Genomic DNA, 17,575 nt, shown 5'->3' with positions numbered 1-17,575 from the left:
TTAACTGATAACTCTACTTAACGATGTCCTGCTGTTCGCGAACATACTCGGCAAGAAGCGATTCTTGCTCGTCAGTCAGAGCTAGGTTGTTAATAAGTTCCGGCCTTCTCAGCCAGGTCCGTCCAAGAGACTGCTTCAGTCGCCAGCGCCGGATCAGCGCATGGTTGCCACTCAGCAGCTCCTCGGGCACCGTCAGCCCGTCCAACACCTCGGGCCGGGTATAGTGGGGGTGATCCAGCAGGCCATCCGTAAAGGAGTCCTGCTCGGCGCTTGCCTGATCCCCCAAGACCCCTGGCACCAGACGCGATACAGCGTCGATCAGGGTCATGGCAGGCAGTTCGCCGCCACTTAGCACGTAATCACCGATGGACCACTCTTCGTCGACCTCGGTCTGGATTACCCGCTCGTCGATACCCTCGTATCGACCGGCCACCAGAATCAGCTTCTGATTGACCGCCAGCTCGGTGACGCCAGCCTGTGTCAGCTTGCGCCCCTGGGGTGAGAGATAGATGACTTTCGCCCCGTCACCTGCCGCCGTCTTGGCCGCGTGAATCGCATCACGCAGCGGCTGAACCATCATCAACATGCCGGGCCCACCACCATAGGGTCGATCGTCGACCGTGCGGTGTTTATCGTGGGTAAAGTCCCGGGGGTTCCAGCACTCAATCTGCAACAGGCCATTCTTGACGGCCCGACCCGTTACCCCGTGTTCGGTAATGGCTCGGAACATTTCCGGGAAGAGGCTAATCACCCCAATCCACATATGAAACCTCCGACACCGAATGTCAGGGAACTAGAAACCAGGATCCCAATCAACTTCGATTGTTTTGGCAGCGAGATCCACATTGAGGACCACCTGCCCTTCCAGAAACGGCAACAGCCGCTCCTTTTTGCCAAAGGCATCTTTTACGTTCGCCTTGACGACCAGCACGTCATTGGAGCCGGTCTCCATCAACTCGGTCACTTCGCCCAGGTCATACCCCTTGGTGGTCACCACGGTGCAACCGATGAGGTCGCGCCAGTAGAACTCGCCATCGGGCAGATCGGGCAGCAGATCCGCGTTGACGCCAATCTCGAGATTGGTCAATGCGAGGGCATCTTCGCGCAGGTCGATACCATCGAGCTTGCAAATCAGACCCTTGTTGTGACGTTTCCAGCCGGCTACCCGGATTTCGCGCCACTCCCCGTTTTGATGAATCAACCAGGGGTTGTAATCGAAAATCGCTTCGGCAACGTCGGTGAAGGAGTTCACTTTGAGCCAACCCTTGATACCGTAAACGGTACCGAGCGTGCCCATGACTACAGGTTTTTCCACCTCGGACTCCTTACCAATCAGACTGATTAAGCAGCCTTGCGGGCGTCTTTGATCAGCTTGGCAACGCGGTCGGACACGTTGGCGCCAGTGGCAACCCAGTGTTCGATGCGAGCCATGTCCAGGTTCAGCTTTTCAGCTTGACCGGCGGCGATCGGGTTGAAGAAACCAACGCGCTCGATGAAGCGGCCGTCACGGGCGTTACGGCTGTCAGCAACTACTACCTGGTAGAACGGACGCTTTTTCGCGCCACCACGTTGTAAACGAATGGTTACCATATCGTCCTCATAAACATCAAATGAACAAGGCCCGCAAACACGCGGACCCTAGCTTAAAATAAGCCGCATAATTCTACTTGGATTCGGGACAAATGCAACCGAACCTGCCATTTTTTGCCCAATAGAAACGCAGGAGGCCCGCCGTAGCGAGCCCCCTGTCGGGTCATGACCGTCAGAATCCGCGGCCGCCACCAAAGCCCGGCGGCATCATGCCGCGCATCTGGCTCATCATCTTGCGCATGCCGCCCTTGCCGGACATCTTTTTCATCATGCGCTGCATCTCGGTGAACTGCTTGAGCAAGCGGTTCACGTCTTGCACCTCCACCCCGGCACCGGCCGCAATGCGGCGCTTGCGTGAGCCCTTGATGATATCAGGATGGGCGCGCTCCTTGCGGGTCATGGAGCTGATGATGGCCTCCATACGCACGGTGAGCTTGTCATCCATCTGATCCTTGACGTTATCGGGCAGGCCGGACATGCCGGGCAGCTTGTCGAGCAGCCCCATCATGCCGCCCATGTTGCGCATCTGGGCCAGTTGCTCGCGGAAGTCCTCGAGATCGAACCCCTGCCCCTTCTTGACCTTCTCGGCCAGCTTGGCGGCCTTCTCTTTGTCGACGCTGCGCTCCACCTCCTCGATCAGGGAGAGCACGTCGCCCATGCCGAGGATGCGAGAGGCGAGTCGGTCCGGATGGAACGGCTCGAGGGCGTCGGTCTTCTCGCCGACCCCGATAAACTTGACCGGCTTGCCGGTGATGTGGCGCACCGACAGGGCGGCACCACCGCGGGCGTCACCGTCCGCCTTGGTGAGGATGACACCGGTCAGCGGCAGCGCCTCGTTAAAGGCCTTGGCGGTGCTGGCGGCGTCCTGACCTGTCATGGCGTCGACCACGAACAGGGTCTCGACCGGCTTGATGGCGGCGTGGAGATCCTTGATCTCCTCCATCATCTCGCCATCCACGTGCAGACGGCCGGCAGTATCGACGATCACGACGTCGTAGAATTTCTTGCGGGCGTGGTCGACGGCACCGCTGGCGATGTCGATCGGTTTCTGGGTTGCCTCACTCGGGAAGAAGTCGACGCCGATGTCGCTGGCCAGGGTCTCGAGCTGCTTGATCGCCGCCGGACGGTAGACGTCGGCACTGACCACCAGCACCTTCTTCTTGTTGCGCTCTTTGAGGAACTTGGCCAGCTTGCCCACCGAGGTGGTCTTACCGGCACCCTGCAGACCGGCCATCAAGATGATGGCGGGGGGCTGGGCCGCCAGATTCAGCTGCTCGTTGGCCTCGCCCATCACGCCGACCAGCTCGGCGTGGACGATCTTGATGAAGGCCTGACCCGGGCTCAGGGACTTGGCGACCTCCTGGCCGACCGCCCGCTCCTTGACGCGCCCCACGAAGTCACGCACCACGGGCAGCGCCACGTCGGCTTCCAGCAGGGCCATGCGCACTTCACGCAGGGTCTCCTTGATGTTCTCCTCGGTGAGGCGGCCACGGCCACTGATGTTGCGCAGGGTGCGCGAGAGTCGATCTGTCAAATTCTCAAACATGACGCGTTCCGAATGTCTTGGCGTTGCAAATTGGCGGCATTATAACCCAGCATCGGCCGCGGCACGATGGCGAGCGAGGTCCGATGCACCGGATATGGGGGCAGGATCGGAATTGCACAACTGGCGAGCAGGGCGCCGCAGGGGGTATACTGCCAGTCTTGACCACAGAAGAGCTTGCTCGGCAACGACTTACCTATGATCGTTCTCTCCGTTCTGGCGCTGGCCTTTTATCTGCTGGCCATCATCGCCTCCCTGCATCTGCTGCTCGCACCGGGCACTCAGGGTCACAGGCAGCTGTTTGCCTGTGCCGGGCTGGCCCTGCTCTGCCACCTGTTTTCCCTCACGCAGGAGGTGGTCACCCAGTCAGGCCAGAATCTGAGCCTGCTCAATGTCGCTTCCCTGGTCAGCTTCATCATCAGCGCCTTCATGACCGGTGTGACCCGGCGTTTCAACGGCTGGCTGCTGCTGCCCGTGGTGTACGGCTTCTCGGCGCTGCTTATCGTGGCAGATACCCTGATCCCGAACCACTTCATCACCCATCTGGAGTCACACCCCCAGCTACTGCTGCATATCGGGCTGGCCCTCATCGCCTACTCTGTGCTCTCCATCGCCAGCCTGTTTGCCCTGCAACTGGCTTATCTCGACTATCGCCTCAAGGCGCGCAAGCTCACCCACCTGCCCGCCATGCCGCCGCTGATGACGGTCGAGAAACGTCTGTTTCGTCTCATGACGGTGGGTCTGTTTCTGCTCACCCTCTCCATCGCCTCCGGCTTCTTCTTCCTCAGCGACATGTTTGCTCAGGGCAAGGCGCACAAGGCGATCCTCTCCATCATCGCCTGGTGTGTGTATGTGTTCCTGCTGTGGGGACATCACGTCCATGGCTGGCGGGGTCGCAAGGTAGTCTGGTTAAGCCTGCTGGGCAGCCTGATCCTCACCCTCGCCTATTTTGGCAGCCGCTTCGTCAAGGAGATCATCCTGAGCTAACCGCGCCGGCTGCGCTCTTTCAACCAACCAAGGGAGTCCTTTTTGGATAGCATATCGACGGGCACACTACTCATCGTTCTGGTGCTGCTCATCCTCTGTTCCGCCTTCTTCTCCAGTTCAGAAACCGGCATGATGTCGCTCAACCGCTATCGGTTGCGCCATCTGGCCCAGACCAAACACAGAGCGGCACGACGGGTCGAGAAGCTGCTCGAGCGGCCGGACCGTCTGCTCGGTCTCATCCTCATCGGCAACAACCTGGTCAACATCCTCGCCTCGGCCATCGCCACCGTGGTCTGTATCCGTCTGTTCGGGGATCTCGGGGTCGCCATCGCGACCTTCGGTCTCACCATAGTCGTACTCGTCTTCGGTGAGGTGACCCCCAAGACACTGGCCGCCATGTTCCCTGAGCGGGTTGCCTACCCGGCCTCCTGGATTCTCAAGGGGCTGATGGTGCCGCTCTCTCCCTTCGTCTGGATGATCAACGGGGTGACCAACTTGCTGCTGCGGCTACTGCGGCTACAGCCGGGCTCGGATCAGTCCCTCAGCCCAGAGGAGCTGCGTACCATAGTCAACGAGGCGGGTAACCTTATCCCCCAGCGTCACCAGGACATGCTGCTCAGCATACTGGATCTGGACAAGGTGCTGGTCGAGGACATCATGGTGCCGCGCAGCGACATCTATGCCATCGACATCAACGACGACTGGAAGAGCATAGTGCGCCAGCTGGTACACAGCCCCCATACCAAGGCGCTGCTCTATCGGGACAACATCGACGACGTGGTGGGATTCCTGCACGCGCGGGATGCCCTGCGCCTGCTGGCCAAGGAGCAGTTCAACAAGTCGAGCCTGCTGCGTGCGGTCAAGGAGATCTACTTCATCCCCGAGGGGACGCCACTCAACGTGCAGATGGCCAAGTTCCAGCGTAACAAGGAGCGGATCGGCCTCATCGTCGATGAGTATGGGGATATTCAGGGTCTCATCACCCTGGATGACATCCTCGAGGAGATAGTGGGCGATTTCACCACCTCGATGGCCCCGACGCCGAGCGACGAGATCCATCCCCAGCCCGATGGCACCTATCTGGTGGAGGGCTCGGCCAACATTCGCGAACTCAACAAGGAGATGGGCTGGCATCTGCCCACCGACGGGCCTCGCACCCTCAACGGCCTGATCCTCGAATATCTGGAAGATCTGCCCCAGCCCAACATCAGCCTGCGACTGGCTGGCTATCCCATCGAAGTCCTCGAGGTGGAGCAAAACATGGTGAAGCTGGTGCGTCTGATGCCCGATCTCTATCGGCGCACACAGGACGGCGATCATTGACAGAGGGGCGGCCCGTTGGCCGCCCCTTTTACTCTTCCGGATCCTCTTCTACCGTCAGGGTAGGGATGAGCTGTCCAAAGACCTGCTGTAATTCGCTCCGGTTGGCGAGGAGATCCTCAAGGGTATAGCCATCCATTACCCGCAAGAAGGCACTCATCGCCTCCTTGAGCGCCCCTTTGAGCAGGCAGACGGAGACGATGTGGCAAACCGGTGAGCCGCAGTCGATGCCGTCGAGATTCCCCTCGAGCTCGCGGATCACCGCCCCCACGTTCACCTCGGCAGGCTTCACGGCCAGCCAGATCCCCCCGTTTTTACCGCGCTGTGACCCTAGATACCCCAGCTTCACCAGCTGATTGATCACCTTGACCATGTGGTTACGGGAGACGTCATAGAGGGCCGAAACCTTGCCAACACTCGACAGTTCCCCCTCCGGCAGGATCGCCAGATAGAGCAGGGCTCTCAGTCCAAAATCGGTATAACTGGTCAGTCTCATAGTCGACTCTTGCTCTCTGCAGGGAGATTTATTGATCTGAATCAAATAAACATTTAGGATGCCACTTAAGTAAATGACATTTTATATGTTCAATTAAAGCGGAGATCACCATGCTGGATCAACAGACGATTGCCACCATCAAGAGCACCATCCCCCTTCTGGAATCAGCCGGTCCAGCCATGACCAAGCACTTCTACCAGCGTATGTTCACCCATAACCCCGAACTGACAGAGGTGTTCAACCTGGCTCATCAGCACAGTGGTGGCCAGCCGGTCGCCCTCTTCAACGCCATCGCGGCTTATGCCCAGCACATCGACAATCTGGCCGCACTCACGGGCGCCGTTGAACGCATCGCCCATAAGCACACCGGATTTATGATTCAGCCGCAACAATACCACATTGTGGGTACCCATCTCTTGGCCACGCTCAAAGAATTGGGGGGAGAGGCGGTCACCGATGGCATCCTGGCCGCCTGGGAGAAGGCCTATGGCCTGCTCGCCTCCGTCTTCATCGGTCGTGAGGAGCAGATCTACACCGAACGGGAGCAGGCGGCCGGCGGCTGGCGCGGTACTCGCCCCTTCATCATTCGCCAGAAACGGGTCGAATCCGACCTCATCACCAGCTTCGTGCTCGAGCCCAAAGACGGGGGTCAGGTGGTCGACTTCATCCCGGGCCAGTACCTGAGCCTGCAATTGAGCCACCCCGCTCTTGCCCATACCGAGATTCGTCAATACTCGCTCTCCGATGCCCCCAACGGCCGCCACTACCGCATCAGCGTGAAGCGCGAGGCGGGTGGACAGGTTTCCAACCTGCTGCACGATCACTTCGAGGAAGGGGACGAACTGGCGGTGGTGCCGCCGGCGGGGGACTTCGTCCTGCAGGCAGAGCCCGACACTCCGGTGGTGCTGCTCTCGGGAGGGGTCGGCCTCACCCCCATGCTGTCGATGCTGGGCCACCTGCTAACGAGCGGGCATCAGGCAGAGATCCGCTGGCTGCACGCCTGCGAGCATGGCGGCCTGCACGCCTTCGCCGACGAGATCGCCACCAAGGCAGCCAGCCACCCCAATCTGGAGGCCAGAACCTGGTACCGCCAACCACGCGATGAGGACAAGGGGAGATTCGACTTTAGTGGCCAGATGGACCTGGAGCAGATCTATGAGCTGTTACCGGCAGGGGCCCACTACTACTTCTGCGGCCCCGAAGGGTTTATGCGAGAGGTGAAACGCCAGTTGAGCGAACGCGGGGTCGAAGAGGGGCGTTTGCACTACGAGTTCTTCGGCCCCCATCAGAGCCTGTAAAAGAGAAGGGGCGTGCCTGGCACGCCCCTTGTTTTAATGCATCGCCTGAGCGCGAGCCACCACGTTTTCAGGCATCTTGCTGGCCAGTCGTGAGAGCAGCGAAACCGCCTTCTGGTGCTGCGCCTTGTCGCCTATCACGGCGTTGTGCAGCAAGTGATAGGCGTTCTCGTAATCGAGCGGGCTGCCATTGCCTGCCACCAGAAACTCCACCCAGAGGATCTGGGCCTTGATAAAGCCGGCTCCGGCCGCCTCACGCAACATAACCTCAGCACGGCGCAGATCCTTTTGTACCAGAGTGCCCTTCCAGTAATAACGGCCAAGTTGCTCGAGCGCCGGCGCCAGGCCTTGATCGGCCGCCTCCCGCAGATAAGAGATCCCCAGCTCGGCATTGGCCTTGGTGCAGACCCCCCAGGCCAACATATCTCCCCACAGGAACTGATAGGCCGGGATCTTCATCACGCTGGCCCGCGCCTCAATGTCCTGGGTCAGTTGACACTTGTCATCCTGCACCCGCTTGAGATGGGTCCCCTGCTCGATCCAGCCAATCAACTCATCCTGGCTATAGAGCTGTACCGCCTCCATGGGCGCCTCACTCCCCTCCGGGGCGCGCACCACGGGGATCTCATCCGCTCCCCAGGCGAGCGCCGCCATGCCCCACAGGGACAAACAGAGCATCTTTTTCATACCACCTCCTGCTGTTCCTGTTTATCGGCCGCTTGGCGACAGCCTGAAATGCAAAAGGGGAGCCTGAGCTCCCCTTTCATCCAGAGACAACTTACTTGACGAAGTCGATCCCGAGTTGGATGTCACCCTTGAGGGTATCCAGCATGCTGTCCATGGCCTTCTGCTCGAAGGCGCTCAGCTTGCCGTACTCCAGCACGGACTCGACCCCGTTCTTGCCAAGCAGCACCGGTTGGGCAAAGAAGGTGGCGTGTTTGCCGTTGCCTTCCACGTAGGCACACTCGATGACGTTGGCTTCACCCTGCAGGCCCTTGATCAGCGACAGGCCGAAGCGGCAGGCCGCCTGACCCATGGAGAGGGTGGCAGAGCCGCCACCGGCCTTGGCTTCGACCACTTCGGTACCGGCGTTCTGGATACGCTTGGTCATGGCCGCGACCTCTTCCTCGGTGAAGGAGGCGCCTTCGATCTGGGAGAGCAGCGGCAGTATGGTGGTGCCGCTGTGGCCGCCGATCACCTTGACGCGAACCTTGTCCACGTTCAGACCCTTGGCCTCGGCCACGAAGGTCTCGGCGCGGATCACGTCCAGGGTGGTGACACCGAACAGGCGACGCTTGTCATAGACACCGGCCTTCTTCAATACCTCGGCGGCGATGGCGACCGTGGTGTTGACCGGGTTGGTGATGATGCCGATCAGCGCCTTCGGGCAGGTGGCCGCACACTTCTCGATGAGGTTGCGCACGATACCGGCGTTGATGTTGAACAGATCGGAGCGATCCATGCCCGGCTTGCGGGCCACACCGGCAGAGATCAGCACCACGTCGGCACCGACCAGAGCCGGAGTCGGGTCTTCACCGCAGAACCCCTTGATCTTCACATCGGTCGGGATGTGGCTCAGATCCACGGCGACGCCCGGGGTGACCGGAGCAATGTCATAGAGGCTCAGTTCGGAGCCAGCCGGCAGACGATTTTTGAGCAGCAGAGCGAGGGCTTGGCCGATGCCACCTGCGGCACCCAGTACGGCAACTTTCATGATCAACTCCCTGTTTAAGCGTAGGTTTAAGGCACTATGTTCTTGTGCGCCTCACCTTACTGGATCACCCCCGAAAAAACAATCTGATAACAGGGTCGACGTCGGGTTCTGTGAGGCATCAGACAAGGGGAGAAAATAGCCGCACAAAAATACCCACAAGTGGATACAAAGCACGGTTTTTTTCCATTTTTATGCTCATTCGGCCCCTCATGCCTGAAAACGCAGGGCCCGTTTTTCTACCAGACGAAACAAAATCGTTAACAATCCGTTCATGGCCAGATAGAGGGAACCCGCCACCCCGAACACGGCCAGGGTGTCGTAGGTCTGGGCGTTGAGTCGCTGGGCCAGTCCCATGATGTCCATGATGGTGATAGTGCTGGCAAGGGAGCTCCCCTTGAGCACCAGGATCACCTCGTTGGAATAGGCCGGCACCAGGCGCCGCGCCGCGTGGCGCACCTTCATCCAGAGCGTCTGCCCCGGGCTCATGCCCAGTGCCCGGCACGCCTCCACCTCACCGGACGGGATGGCGTCGAGGGCCCCCTTGAACAAGCGGGTCGAGTAGGCCGCCGTATTGAAGCCAAGCGCCAGCATGGCGCAGAACCAGGGCTGCTTGAGCCAGATCCAGAGCCAGCTCTCCTTGAGCCAGGCAAACTGGCCCGGTCCGTAATAGATGAGGAAGATCTGCACCAAGAGCGGGGTACCGGTGAACAGCAGGATCCAGGTCTGTACCAGCTGGCGCACCAGGGGCACCCGGCGCTCCAGCACCCAGGTCATCAACAGGGCCAGGGTCACCCCCAGCAGCAGGCTGGCCACCGTCAGGCCGAGGGTGGTGCCGAGCCCCTCGAGCAGGGTGGCGAGATAGGCAAGCATGACTAGCCTCCGTAGCGGCGGGTGTAGCGGGCGGCCTGTCCCAGCAGCCACTCGCTGCACAGGGAGATGACCAGATAGATGAGGGCCGCCGCGGCGTACCAGGTGAAAGGCTCATAGGTGCTGGCCGAGGCGAGCTGGGCCTGACGCATCAGGTCGTTGACCCCGATGAGCGACACCAGGGCCGTGTCCTTGAGCAGCACCAGCCACTGATTACCAAGCCCGGGCAGGGCGTGGCGCCAGGCCTGGGGTAGCACGATACGCACGAAGGTATGCACGCGTCCGAGCCCAAGCGCCCAGGCCGCCTGCCGCTGACCCATGGGCACCGCATTGAGGGCACCACGCAGGGTCTGGCTGGCGTAGCTGGCAAACAGCAGCGAGAGGGCCAGCACACCGCAGGCGAAGGGGCTGAACTCCACGTACTCACCGGTGATGAGGAACAGCACCTGGGTCGAGCCGAAGTAGATGAACAGCACGACCAAAATCTCGGGCAGGCCACGAATAAGCGAGGTGACCAGGGCCACCGGCCAGGCCAGGGGGCGTTTGCCCGAGAGCTCGGCGGCGCTGAACAGGATGGCCAGCAACAGGCCGCCGAGCAGAGAGGCCAGCCCCAGACCAAGGGTCATGAGGGTGGCCTGTAACAGCAGGTTCAGCATGGATCAGTGGGCGAAGTACTTGTCGTAGATCTTCTGGTAGGTACCGTTGGCCTTGATGGCCTTCAGGCCGGCGTTGAGCTGACCCAGCAGCTCGCCGTTGCCTTTGGCCACCGCCATCCCGAAGCCGGTGCCGAAATACTTGGCGTCGGTCACCTTGTCACCCAGCATGGCGTATTCCGGATGCTGCTTGAGCCACTCGGCGGCCACTGCGGTGTCGGCAAACACGGCATCGATACGACCGTTGAGCATGTCGAGGAAGGCATTCTGGTAGCTGGCGTAAGGCACGCTCAGCACGCCCTTGCTGTTCCAGTTATCCAGTACATAAGACTGATGGGAGGAGCCGTTTTGCACGCCAACCGTCTTCTGGGCCAGCTCTTCCGGGCTCTTGAGCCCCCCCTTCTTGGCCACAAACACGGCGGAGTTCTCGTAATAGATGTCGGAGAAATCGACCTGGGCGGTACGCTCCGGGGTGACATCCATGGCGGCGATGGCCACGTCGTAGCGGCGGAACTTGAGGCTCGGGATCAGGCTGTCGAACGCCTGGTTGTGGAAGGAGCACTCCAGCTTGGCTTCGGCGCAGATGGCGCGGGCCAGATCGATGTCGAAACCCTGAAACTCGTTCTTGTCGTCGATAAATTCGAACGGGGCATAGGTCGCCTCGGTGGCAAACTTGATCTCCTTGGCGACGGCAGAGCCGGCCATCAGGCCGAGAGTAGCCAACAGCAATACCGCTTTTTTCATGACAGCTTTCCTTATCAATGCATCAGAAATTGCGCGAAGCGCTCGGTGCGGGGGGCAGTGAAACACTCCGGGCCCCCCATCTCAACAATCTGGCCGCGTTCCAGGTAGATCACCTGGCTGGCGATGCGGCGGGCAAACTCCACCTCATGGGTCACTACCACCTGAGTGATGCCGGTGCCGGCCAGGGTACGGATGATCTCGGCCACCTCCTTGGTGATCTCGGGATCCAGGGCCGCAGTCGGCTCGTCAAAGAGCAGGATCTCGGGATCCATCATCAGGACACGGGCGATCGCCACCCGCTGCTGCTGGCCACCGGAGAGGCGCGCCGGCCAGGCATCCTGCTTGTCCCCCAGGCGCAGCTGGGCGAGCAGGTAGCGCGCCTTGTCTGTCGCCTCGGCCCGGCCCATCCCCAGTACCTTGAGCGGCGCCTCGATGAGGTTCTCCATCACGGTGAGGTGAGGCCACAGATGATACTGCTGAAACACCATGCCCACCTTGCGCCGCAAGGCCTGGCTCTGGCGGGCATAGTCGGGGCTGCCGAGGGCCGCCGGGAAAGAAAATTCAGCACCACCGATAGACAGGGTGCCGCTGTCCGGGGTGTCGAGCAGGTTCATCAGACGCAGCAGCGAGCTCTTTCCCGCACCGCTTGGCCCCAGCAGAACCAGCGTCTCTCCCGCTTCGGTGCGAAACGAGATGTGCTGAAGAATGGGGTGTTCCTGCCAACTTTTGACCACGCAGGACAACTCAATAGCCATACAGTTATAATGAATAAGTTTGCAAAAATAAGTTCCGATTCTAGCCTTAACATCGGCCAAATCAAGTCAAATTTGAATCGATATGCAGTATAAAGCGCTCTTTCTTGCAAAAATCGGGGGCCGAATGCAGAATAAGCGGGCGAAATACCCTGCCGCCTGGGCACCACAGGCATCTTTACGCTGAGATCAAGATGAAACATAACGACAAGCAAGAGAAGCTGGCTAAGGCTTTCAAGGCCTTGCTCAAGGAGGAACGGTTTGGCTCCCAGGCGGAGATCGTTGCCGCCCTGCAGGAAATGGGTTTCGAAAATATCAACCAATCCAAGGTGTCACGGATGCTGAGCCGCTTCGGCGCGGTACGCACCCGCAACGCCAAGATGGAGATGGTCTACTGTCTGCCGGTCGAGCTGGGTGTACCCACTACCTCCAGCCCGCTCAAGAACCTGGTGCTGGACATCGATCACAACGGTGCCCTGGTGGTGATCCACACCAGCCCGGGTGCGGCCCAGCTGATCGCCCGCCTGCTCGACTCCCTCGGCAAGGCGGAAGGGATCCTCGGTACCATCGCCGGTGATGACACCATCTTCATCACCCCGACCAGCGATACCGAGATCGAGGAGCTCTACATGTCGGCCCTCGAGCTGTTCGAACAGACTCCCTGAGACTCGCTCAGAAACAACAAACCCGGCCTTGGCCGGGTTTGTTCGTTGTGGGGCTTTAGCGACCCTGACGCACCAGGAAGTCGATGCTCGGGGCGAAGAAGGCGGCGCCGGTCACGGCGCGGGTGAAGCGCAGCAGGTGATCGAAGTGGCCCCCCTCCCCCTTGTACATGCTGGCCAGCATGGCGTTGAAGTGGAGCGGAGTGCGGCAACAGGAGATGAAGTAGAGCCCCTGCTCGGTCATGGTGCCCCAGGGCATGCTCTGGCGCAGTATCTCCATCGACTCGCCCTTGGGGGTCTTCAGGTTGACCCGTTTGATGTGAGCGGTGAGCGGCTTGTCGGCCGACTCATACTCGACGTTGTCGGCCTTGGTGCGACCAATGATGTCTTCCTGGGCCTTCATGGCCAGCCTCTCCCAGTCGCTCATGGCATGGACGAAGCGCTGCACGTGGAGATAGGAGCCGCCGGCGAACTCCCCGTCCGCCACCAGGGCCACCTCGGGCCTGTGCTCCCCTTGCGGGTTTTCGGTGCCATCCACGAAGCCGGTCAGATCCCGGCAATCGAGGTTGCGAAACCCGCGCTGCTCCTCGGCGATCGTCACCAGACCGGCCAGCAGGGCCAGCAGGCGATGGCCGGCGTGGTGCAACACATCGACCCGGTCGGCACGCAGCTGGACGAAGAGATCGAACGGGGTGTGGGGCGCCTCATGACCGTTGGCAGACTGAGCCATGAAACCACGCAGCTGCTCGGGACGGGCGGCAGGATAGAGGGAGTCCCACGCCTCGGAGCCGATGGCCACCAGACCGCTGAAGGCGGCATCCGGGAAATCGGCCTGCACCGCTTGCCACAAGGCCGGCACCTTGGCCAAGCGGTCAGTCAGCTCGCCGGCATCGCCGCTGCGGTTGAGCATCAGGTAGAGTGCGTGCAGGTTCGGTTCGGCGCAGACGCCGTGTTGGGCTTGCATATCCTATCTCCCTCATCGAGTTGAGCGGACCATTATAGGCCGGTCAGAGGCCCGGTCCTTGCTCGGGAACAAATCAGGCTTCAAACAATACCAGCGGATGGGGAGCCACCTCCACCCTGACCCGCTCCGTGGGCAGCGGCTCGGCACTGCTCGCCTCCAGCGTCAGATCGCCACAGGCGATGCTCACCTTGCAGTGGTGGCCGAGGAACTGCTGTCCCAACACGGGCCAGCCCGCCTCATCGGGCTGCAGATGCAGCTGACGCGGACGCAGCATCAATGCAGGCCGGCTGCCGACGGCGTGACCGTGGGGCTCGCTGCCGGTCACCTCACCGAGTACCGTCATCACCCGCCACTCATCCAGCACCTCGGCCGGCAGGTAGTTGACCGCCCCCAGAAACTCGGCCACGAAGCGATTCTCGGGCCGGCGATAGAGCCGCTCCGGCTCCCCCACCTGCTCGATGTGACCGCTGCGAAACAGGGCCAGCCGATCGGCGAAGGCAAACGCCTCCTCCTTGCTGTGGCTGACAAACACGGCCCCGATGCCACGGCTCTTGAGCAGGGCACGGATCTCGGCGATGAGCTTCATCCGCACCTGGGTGTCGATATTGGAGAAGGGCTCGTCGAGCAACATCAGGCGCGGCTGGCAGACCAGGGCGCGGGCGATGGCGACCCGCTGCTGCTGCCCCCCGGAGAGCTGGTGCGGGTAGCGTTCGGCCAGCCCCTGCAGGTTGACCAGCTCGAGCACCTCGGCCACTTCACTCCGCTGTTCGGCGGGGGGCAGATGACTGATGCCAAAGGCGATGTTGCCCGCCACCGTCAGGTGGGGAAAGAGGGCATAGTCCTGAAAAATCATGCCGATCTGGCGCTCTTCCGGCGCCACCATCACCCCCTCCTCTGCCAGGGTCTCGCTGCCGAGACGAATGGCGCCCCGGGCGAGGGGGAGCAGGCCGGCGATGGCCTTGAGCAGCGTGGTCTTACCGCAACCGCTCGCCCCGAGCAGGCAGACGATCTCGTTCTCCCCCACGGTCAGGGAGAGATCTTCCAGCACGTTGTGGCCGTTATAGCGGCAACTCACCCGCTCGACCGAAAGCACCGACATCGGCGACTCCTTGGATCAGTGGCCCTGGCTGTCGAGAGAGCGGTTGACCCAGATGAGGGGCAACAGACCGACCAGGACGATGACGATGGCCCCGAGCGCGCCGCGCTCGAGCATCTCGTCGGAAACAAATTGATAGACGTGGGTGGCCAGGGTCTCGAAGTTGAAGGGGCGCAGCAGCAGGGCCGCCGGCAGCTCCTTCATCGATTCGATAAACACCAGCATGGCACCGGCCAGCAGACCGCGTCGCACCAGGGGCAGGTGCACCCGGCGCAACATGCCGGCGCTGCGCTCACCCAGGGTGCGCGCCGCCATGTCGAGGCTGGGGGCAATCTTGCCCATGCTGCTCTCGACCGAGCCGATGGCGATGGCGATGAAACGCACCAGATAGCCGAAGACGATGGCGGTGAGGGTGCCGGTGAAGAGCAGGCCGGGGCCGCTGATTCCCAGCCATTCGGCCAGATCGTTGATGGCAAAGTCTAGGGCGGTCAGCGGCACCAGCACCCCGATGGCCAGCACAGTACCCGGCAGGGCATAGCCGAGCGCCGCCAGGCGCAGGGGGATCAGACTCTTCACCCCGCCGTCGAGGCGACGGGTGAAGACCAGCAGCAGGGAGAGCACCACCGCCAGCAAGGCCACCAGCCCCGAGATCATCAGGCTGTTGCTCGAGAAGCGAACGAACTCCGGCGTCCAGGAGGGACCGGCGTAGTCGATGGCGTAGCCGAGCAGGATGGCAAACGGCAGCACGAAGCCCGCCAGCACCAGCCCCCAACACCAGAGGGCCGCCAACAGTCGGCGCACCGGCGAGAGGGGATAGCAGAGGGGGGGCTCGTGACCCATTCCCTTCTGGAACACCTGGCGCCGACGGCGGCTGAGCCGCTCCAGGGCGATGAGCACCGCCACCCCCACCAGCATCAGGCAGGAGAGGGCCGAGGCCGCCGAGAGGCTGCCGTAGCCGAGCCAGGTGTCATAGACCGCCGTGGTGAGGGTGTTGACCGCGAAGAAGTGCACGGTGGCGAAGTCGGCCAGCGTCTCCATCGCCACCAGAGAGGCGGCCACCATGATGGCGGGCCGCGCCAGAGGCAGGCTGAGGCGACGGAAGCTCTGCCACGGGCTGCAGCCGAGCAGGCGGCTCGACTGGATCAGGCTCACCGACTGCTCGAGGAAGGAGGCCCGGGTCAGCAGGTAGACATAGGGGAAGAGCACCAGCGCCAGCATCCAGCCCGCCCCGCCGAGGGAGCGGATCTCCGGCAGTCGCAGCTCGGGCCCGAACCAGGCGCGCAGCGTCACCTGCAGGGGGCCGGAGAAGTCGAGCAGATCCGTGTAGACGTAGGCGACTATGTAGGAGGGCATCGCCATGGGCAGCATCAGCGCCCACTCCAGGGCACGCCGTCCCGGCACCTGGCACATGGCGACCAGCCAGGCGGTTGGCACCCCGAACAGGAGCGACAGTCCCACCACCAGCAGCATCAGCAGCAGAGTGTTGCTCACATAGGTGCCGAGCACTGTGTCGACCAGATGTGCGATCACAGCCCCGTCGGCAGACGGGGCAGAAACGAAGAGGGCCACAATGGGCAAGGCCAGCAGCAGGCCCACGAGCCAGCTGCCGGCCATCCAACCGGAATACTTCATCGGTTTCCTGGTACGGGTAGGGAAAACCCCTACACCTTACAGATCGAACTTCACTTCATCCAGCAGCGTCAGGGCGTCCTTACGCAGTTTTGCGTAGTCGCTCACCGCCAGGCTGTCGGCCTTGAAGTCACCCCAGGACTTGACCAGCTCGGAGCGCTCGACACCCGGCTTGACCGGATACTCGGTGTTGAGCTCGGCATAGAGGTGCTGGGCTTCGTCACCGGAGAGGAACTCCATCAGCTTGACGGCGGCGTCCTTGTTCTTGGCGTACTTGGTCATCGCCATGCCGCTCACGTTGACGTGGGCGCCGCGATCCTTCTGGTTCGGGAAGTTGATGTAGACGGCATCGGCCCAGGCCTTCTGGGCCGGGTCGGCCAGCATCTTGCCGAGGTAGTAGCTGTTGCCGAGCGACAGGTCACACACCCCGTCCTTGATCGCCTTGACCTGATCCCGGTCGTTACCCTGGGGCTTGCGAGCCAGGTTGGCCTTGACCCCTTCCAGCCACTGCTTGGCCTCGGCCTTGCCGTGGTGGGCGATCATGGAGGCAATCAGAGCAACGTTGTAGTCGTTCTTGCCGCTGCGTACGCAGACCTTGCCCTTGTACTCGGGCTTGGCCAGATCCTCATAGCTGATGGCGTCCAGCTTGCCGAGGCGATCCTTGCTGGAGTAGATGGCACGCACCCGGGTGGTCAGGGCGAACCAGCGATCATCGGGGTCACGCAGGGAGGCAGGGATGTTCTCCTCCAGAGTCTTGTTTTGCACCGGTTGCACCAGGTCTTTGTCCACCAGCTCGGTCAGGCGGCTGATATCGGTGGTCAGCATCAGATCGGCCGGGGTCAGCTTGCCTTCGCGCTGCAGGCGCTCGGTCAGCCCGTCCTTGGCGAACACCAGGTTCACCTTGATGCCGCTCTCCTTCTCGAACTGCTCGATGATGGGCTTGATCAGCTCATCCTGGCGGTTGGAGTAGACGTTCACCTCTTGGGCGGCGAAGGCCGAAGGCGCGGCGACGGCGGAGAAAATCAGAGCCAGCAGTGTCTTTTTCATCTCTTCGTGTTCCTGGAGCTAGGGTGCAAGTAGCAATAATTCGCGTTTGTATTTTGCATACTCTCCCACTCCGCACAAGTCCAGATCTCCTATCGGGAAATATTTTTTTGATTGCGATTAAATTCAGGATTTATACAGGCGAGTGTACCGGGATTCGACCCTCGGAGAGACAGGCATTACAATGCTGACGACATGCACCACAGCGACAGTTTCACC

The 17,575-nt window shown here is 61.4% G+C and carries 19 protein-coding genes; 4 read left to right on the top strand and 15 right to left on the bottom strand.

Annotated elements, in window-relative coordinates:
- Nucleotides 1-13: 13 nt before the first annotated feature.
- The 4 genes from trmD to ffh all read right to left on the bottom strand — a co-directional run bounded on the left by trmD (nt 14) and on the right by ffh (nt 3,136).
- The gene (gene trmD / locus BN1121_RS14125; RefSeq protein ID WP_005345621.1) at nt 14-763 is read right to left on the bottom strand and encodes a tRNA (guanosine(37)-N1)-methyltransferase TrmD; all 750 of its coding nucleotides are present in this window, start codon (nt 761-763) and stop codon (nt 14-16) included.
- 30 nt (nt 764-793) lie between these two features.
- Nucleotides 794-1,315 carry a ribosome maturation factor RimM gene (rimM, locus tag BN1121_RS14120; protein WP_005345618.1) on the bottom strand — a complete coding sequence of 174 codons (522 nt, stop codon included), beginning with the start codon at nt 1,313-1,315 and terminating at the stop codon, nt 794-796.
- Nucleotides 1,316-1,341: 26 nt separating this feature from the next.
- Entirely contained in the window at nt 1,342-1,590 is a 249-nt protein-coding gene (rpsP, locus tag BN1121_RS14115) for a 30S ribosomal protein S16 (RefSeq protein WP_005345614.1), read from the bottom strand.
- 172 nt (nt 1,591-1,762) lie between these two features.
- Complete coding sequence (gene ffh / locus BN1121_RS14110; RefSeq protein WP_005345605.1) at nt 1,763-3,136, bottom strand: signal recognition particle protein; 1,374 nt, start codon at nt 3,134-3,136, stop codon at nt 1,763-1,765.
- Between the two features lie 195 nt (nt 3,137-3,331).
- Here ffh and BN1121_RS14105 point away from each other — a divergent pair, with 195 nt between their 5' ends.
- Both BN1121_RS14105 and BN1121_RS14100 read left to right on the top strand, forming a co-directional pair.
- Complete coding sequence (locus BN1121_RS14105; RefSeq protein WP_005345600.1) at nt 3,332-4,120, top strand: cytochrome C assembly family protein; 789 nt, start codon at nt 3,332-3,334, stop codon at nt 4,118-4,120.
- Between the two features lie 42 nt (nt 4,121-4,162).
- Nucleotides 4,163-5,443 (top strand): HlyC/CorC family transporter, encoded by a 1,281-nt coding sequence (locus BN1121_RS14100; RefSeq protein ID WP_005345597.1) that lies wholly within the window; start codon nt 4,163-4,165, stop codon nt 5,441-5,443.
- 28 nt (nt 5,444-5,471) lie between these two features.
- Here the strand turns inward: BN1121_RS14100 and BN1121_RS14095 are convergent, their stop codons facing one another.
- Complete coding sequence (locus BN1121_RS14095) at nt 5,472-5,936, bottom strand: Rrf2 family transcriptional regulator (protein WP_005345594.1); 465 nt, start codon at nt 5,934-5,936, stop codon at nt 5,472-5,474.
- A gap of 110 nt (nt 5,937-6,046) precedes the next feature.
- Between BN1121_RS14095 and hmpA the strand changes: the two genes are divergently transcribed.
- Nucleotides 6,047-7,234 carry an NO-inducible flavohemoprotein gene (hmpA, locus tag BN1121_RS14090; protein WP_005345589.1) on the top strand — a complete coding sequence of 396 codons (1,188 nt, stop codon included), beginning with the start codon at nt 6,047-6,049 and terminating at the stop codon, nt 7,232-7,234.
- 33 nt (nt 7,235-7,267) lie between these two features.
- On the opposite strand, the gene BN1121_RS14085 is transcribed toward hmpA, so the two are convergent.
- The 6 genes from BN1121_RS14085 to BN1121_RS14060 all read right to left on the bottom strand — a co-directional run bounded on the left by BN1121_RS14085 (nt 7,268) and on the right by BN1121_RS14060 (nt 11,964).
- On the bottom strand, nt 7,268-7,816 hold the full coding sequence (locus tag BN1121_RS14085) for a tetratricopeptide repeat protein (protein WP_043597995.1): 549 nt from the start codon (nt 7,814-7,816) through the stop codon (nt 7,268-7,270).
- Nucleotides 7,817-8,009: 193 nt separating this feature from the next.
- Entirely contained in the window at nt 8,010-8,945 is a 936-nt protein-coding gene (gene mdh / locus BN1121_RS14080) for a malate dehydrogenase (RefSeq protein WP_005345584.1), read from the bottom strand.
- A gap of 207 nt (nt 8,946-9,152) precedes the next feature.
- Nucleotides 9,153-9,815, bottom strand: coding sequence for an arginine ABC transporter permease ArtM (artM, locus tag BN1121_RS14075; protein WP_005345581.1), 663 nt, complete (start codon nt 9,813-9,815; stop codon nt 9,153-9,155).
- Between the two features lie 2 nt (nt 9,816-9,817).
- Nucleotides 9,818-10,468 carry an arginine ABC transporter permease ArtQ gene (gene artQ / locus BN1121_RS14070; RefSeq protein ID WP_005345576.1) on the bottom strand — a complete coding sequence of 217 codons (651 nt, stop codon included), beginning with the start codon at nt 10,466-10,468 and terminating at the stop codon, nt 9,818-9,820.
- Between the two features lie 3 nt (nt 10,469-10,471).
- Entirely contained in the window at nt 10,472-11,209 is a 738-nt protein-coding gene (locus tag BN1121_RS14065) for an arginine ABC transporter substrate-binding protein (protein ID WP_005345573.1), read from the bottom strand.
- Between the two features lie 14 nt (nt 11,210-11,223).
- On the bottom strand, nt 11,224-11,964 hold the full coding sequence (locus BN1121_RS14060; RefSeq protein WP_005345572.1) for an ATP-binding cassette domain-containing protein: 741 nt from the start codon (nt 11,962-11,964) through the stop codon (nt 11,224-11,226).
- A 191-nt stretch (nt 11,965-12,155) separates the two neighbouring features.
- On the opposite strand from BN1121_RS14060, the gene argR reads away from it, so the two are divergent.
- A complete protein-coding gene (gene argR / locus BN1121_RS14055; protein WP_005345571.1) occupies nt 12,156-12,626 on the top strand; it encodes a transcriptional regulator ArgR in 471 nt (156 codons plus the stop codon).
- 55 nt (nt 12,627-12,681) lie between these two features.
- On the opposite strand, the gene BN1121_RS14050 is transcribed toward argR, so the two are convergent.
- From BN1121_RS14050 to BN1121_RS14035, 4 genes are all read right to left on the bottom strand, one after another.
- Nucleotides 12,682-13,587 carry a Dyp-type peroxidase gene (locus tag BN1121_RS14050; RefSeq protein WP_005345568.1) on the bottom strand — a complete coding sequence of 302 codons (906 nt, stop codon included), beginning with the start codon at nt 13,585-13,587 and terminating at the stop codon, nt 12,682-12,684.
- A gap of 73 nt (nt 13,588-13,660) precedes the next feature.
- Nucleotides 13,661-14,686, bottom strand: coding sequence for an ABC transporter ATP-binding protein (locus tag BN1121_RS14045; protein WP_005345565.1), 1,026 nt, complete (start codon nt 14,684-14,686; stop codon nt 13,661-13,663).
- A gap of 15 nt (nt 14,687-14,701) precedes the next feature.
- Nucleotides 14,702-16,315, bottom strand: coding sequence for an ABC transporter permease (locus tag BN1121_RS14040; RefSeq protein WP_005345562.1), 1,614 nt, complete (start codon nt 16,313-16,315; stop codon nt 14,702-14,704).
- A 36-nt stretch (nt 16,316-16,351) separates the two neighbouring features.
- Nucleotides 16,352-17,359 (bottom strand): Fe(3+) ABC transporter substrate-binding protein, encoded by a 1,008-nt coding sequence (locus BN1121_RS14035; protein ID WP_005345558.1) that lies wholly within the window; start codon nt 17,357-17,359, stop codon nt 16,352-16,354.
- Nucleotides 17,360-17,575 lie beyond the last annotated feature (216 nt).

Source organism: Aeromonas diversa CDC 2478-85, assembly GCF_000819805.1.
Lineage (GTDB): Bacteria > Pseudomonadota > Gammaproteobacteria > Enterobacterales > Aeromonadaceae > Aeromonas > Aeromonas diversa.
Note: the sequence above shows the minus strand (reverse complement) of the source record. Positions and strands in the feature narration are given on the sequence as shown.

What these genes read in the sequence shown, in the direction of transcription:
- trmD (WP_005345621.1), bottom strand. Translation starts at nt 763, where the DNA reads ATGTGGATTGGGGTGATTAGCCTCTTCCCGGAAATGTTCCGAGCCATT.
- rpsP (WP_005345614.1), bottom strand. Translation starts at nt 1,590, where the DNA reads ATGGTAACCATTCGTTTACAACGTGGTGGCGCGAAAAAGCGTCCGTTC.
- ffh (WP_005345605.1), bottom strand. Translation starts at nt 3,136, where the DNA reads ATGTTTGAGAATTTGACAGATCGACTCTCGCGCACCCTGCGCAACATC.
- BN1121_RS14105 (WP_005345600.1), top strand. Translation starts at nt 3,332, where the DNA reads ATGATCGTTCTCTCCGTTCTGGCGCTGGCCTTTTATCTGCTGGCCATC.
- BN1121_RS14095 (WP_005345594.1), bottom strand. Translation starts at nt 5,936, where the DNA reads ATGAGACTGACCAGTTATACCGATTTTGGACTGAGAGCCCTGCTCTAT.
- hmpA (WP_005345589.1), top strand. Translation starts at nt 6,047, where the DNA reads ATGCTGGATCAACAGACGATTGCCACCATCAAGAGCACCATCCCCCTT.
- BN1121_RS14085 (WP_043597995.1), bottom strand. Translation starts at nt 7,816, where the DNA reads ATGGAGGCGGTACAGCTCTATAGCCAGGATGAGTTGATTGGCTGGATC.
- mdh (WP_005345584.1), bottom strand. Translation starts at nt 8,945, where the DNA reads ATGAAAGTTGCCGTACTGGGTGCCGCAGGTGGCATCGGCCAAGCCCTC.
- artM (WP_005345581.1), bottom strand. Translation starts at nt 9,815, where the DNA reads ATGCTTGCCTATCTCGCCACCCTGCTCGAGGGGCTCGGCACCACCCTC.
- artQ (WP_005345576.1), bottom strand. Translation starts at nt 10,468, where the DNA reads ATGCTGAACCTGCTGTTACAGGCCACCCTCATGACCCTTGGTCTGGGG.
- BN1121_RS14065 (WP_005345573.1), bottom strand. Translation starts at nt 11,209, where the DNA reads ATGAAAAAAGCGGTATTGCTGTTGGCTACTCTCGGCCTGATGGCCGGC.
- BN1121_RS14060 (WP_005345572.1), bottom strand. Translation starts at nt 11,964, where the DNA reads ATGGCTATTGAGTTGTCCTGCGTGGTCAAAAGTTGGCAGGAACACCCC.
- argR (WP_005345571.1), top strand. Translation starts at nt 12,156, where the DNA reads ATGAAACATAACGACAAGCAAGAGAAGCTGGCTAAGGCTTTCAAGGCC.
- BN1121_RS14050 (WP_005345568.1), bottom strand. Translation starts at nt 13,587, where the DNA reads ATGCAAGCCCAACACGGCGTCTGCGCCGAACCGAACCTGCACGCACTC.
- BN1121_RS14045 (WP_005345565.1), bottom strand. Translation starts at nt 14,686, where the DNA reads ATGTCGGTGCTTTCGGTCGAGCGGGTGAGTTGCCGCTATAACGGCCAC.
- BN1121_RS14040 (WP_005345562.1), bottom strand. Translation starts at nt 16,315, where the DNA reads ATGAAGTATTCCGGTTGGATGGCCGGCAGCTGGCTCGTGGGCCTGCTG.
- BN1121_RS14035 (WP_005345558.1), bottom strand. Translation starts at nt 17,359, where the DNA reads ATGAAAAAGACACTGCTGGCTCTGATTTTCTCCGCCGTCGCCGCGCCT.